Source organism: Nonomuraea sp. CX421, from assembly GCF_059358955.1.
Window position 1 is genome coordinate 1 of record NZ_JCADBK010000061.1, and the last position, 1,332, is coordinate 1,332.

General features: G+C 60.4%; 2 protein-coding genes. Both read left to right on the top strand.

What is annotated here, in order from left to right; genetic code table 11:
• Nucleotides 1–583 (top strand): ADP-ribosyltransferase (locus tag AC5L3X_RS39125; RefSeq protein WP_494863849.1); only part of this gene is annotated, 583 nt, incomplete at its 5' end.
• A gap of 11 nt (nt 584–594) precedes the next feature.
• Nucleotides 595–963: a hypothetical protein gene (locus AC5L3X_RS39130; RefSeq protein ID WP_494863850.1), complete on the top strand. Its 369-nt coding sequence runs from the start codon at nt 595–597 to the stop codon at nt 961–963.
• Nucleotides 964–1,332: the final 369 nt, after the last annotated feature.

The following is a 1,332-nucleotide window of genomic DNA, read 5'->3' on the forward strand; positions in this document are numbered from 1 at the left end:
GGTCGGCACGTCGTTCGGGGAAGCGGTCTGGGGTAATGTCATCAAGAAGCTGCCCGACGAGCATCGCCAGGCGATCGAGAGCTACACCAGCTCGGGGTATAAAAAGATAAACGGGTTGTTGCGTGACAGCATGTATTTCAAAAACGAATATAGTTGGTATCCATCGGACTCACTTGCCCGGATGGAAGCCGAGACAGTCAAGGATATCGAGCTCCTGAATTCGGTCACGCGACGTCAGGTGTTGCCGGAGACGATCGACGTGTTCCGGGGGTTGAGATTGAGAGATGGCCTCTTCACCGTGCCCCTCACCGAGCTCGACGAGCTTCCGGGGACCGTGCAGAGAGATCCGGGGTTCCTGTCGACTAATATCGGTGATGGACCGACATGGGCTCAGGAAAGCATTCAAGTGCGCCTGCGGGTGCCCGAGGGCACTCCGGCGATTTATGTCGCTTCACTCGGCATATTCTATGAACAGGAACTGCTGCTCGGTCGCGGCCTATCCTGGTATGTCGAGGAAGTCGAAAAAATAAACGGAAAGTGGTATATCTACGGTTGGATCTTGCCGGATCAGCCGGGCGATTAAGGAGACTTGAGTTGTCTTTGCATGATGAGCCGGAATTCAAGACGGTCTGGGCACCCGAGAGCTACTCGCGGACGACGGAGTCCGCCGTTCGATTCGTCCCGGTTGTCCTGGGTGACGCCGTCGTCGGCTATCTGTGGGCGGCGGTCACCGATGACGCGGCGCGGTATGTGGCGCGAGCTGACGCCGGTGATGCCGGCTTCAACGCCGGAGTGGCCTGGGTGCAGCGGCTGCGCTGGGCGAAGGCCAACGGGCTTACGCCGCTGCGGGCCCTGCGGCACTGGGCGGGGCAGGCGGAGGATGCCCGCGCGGGACGCATCCTCATGAACGCGGAGCAGGAACTGCCCGGCCTGCCGGCGCTGGAGCGACTGGCCGCAGGCTGACGGCCCCCTTCCCGACCTGGTCATTGTGGGCTGATGGGTAGGTCGGGTCTTGCCAAAAAAGTGGTGCGGTTCGTTCCTGCCTCAGCCGGTGGATCTACGGCAGAGTGATCAGTAAGCAAGCGAAGGGTAGCCGGAGGTGTTCGACCGGGAAGGCAACCCTGGGCGCTGACCGGTAGAGCGCCGCAGAGGAACCCTTTACTCGATCAGGGAAGGCATCTTCGGTGCTTGACCGCGGACGTTGACGAGGTGGTAGAGATGCAACCCGCTATGGAGCATCGTCTCGACGTACGAGTCGGCGGTAGAGCGCGCCAATGGTGGGTGAGTTGTTGTGGGTTTTGATGGGTTTGTTGTTCCTGATTGGGCTAAGCC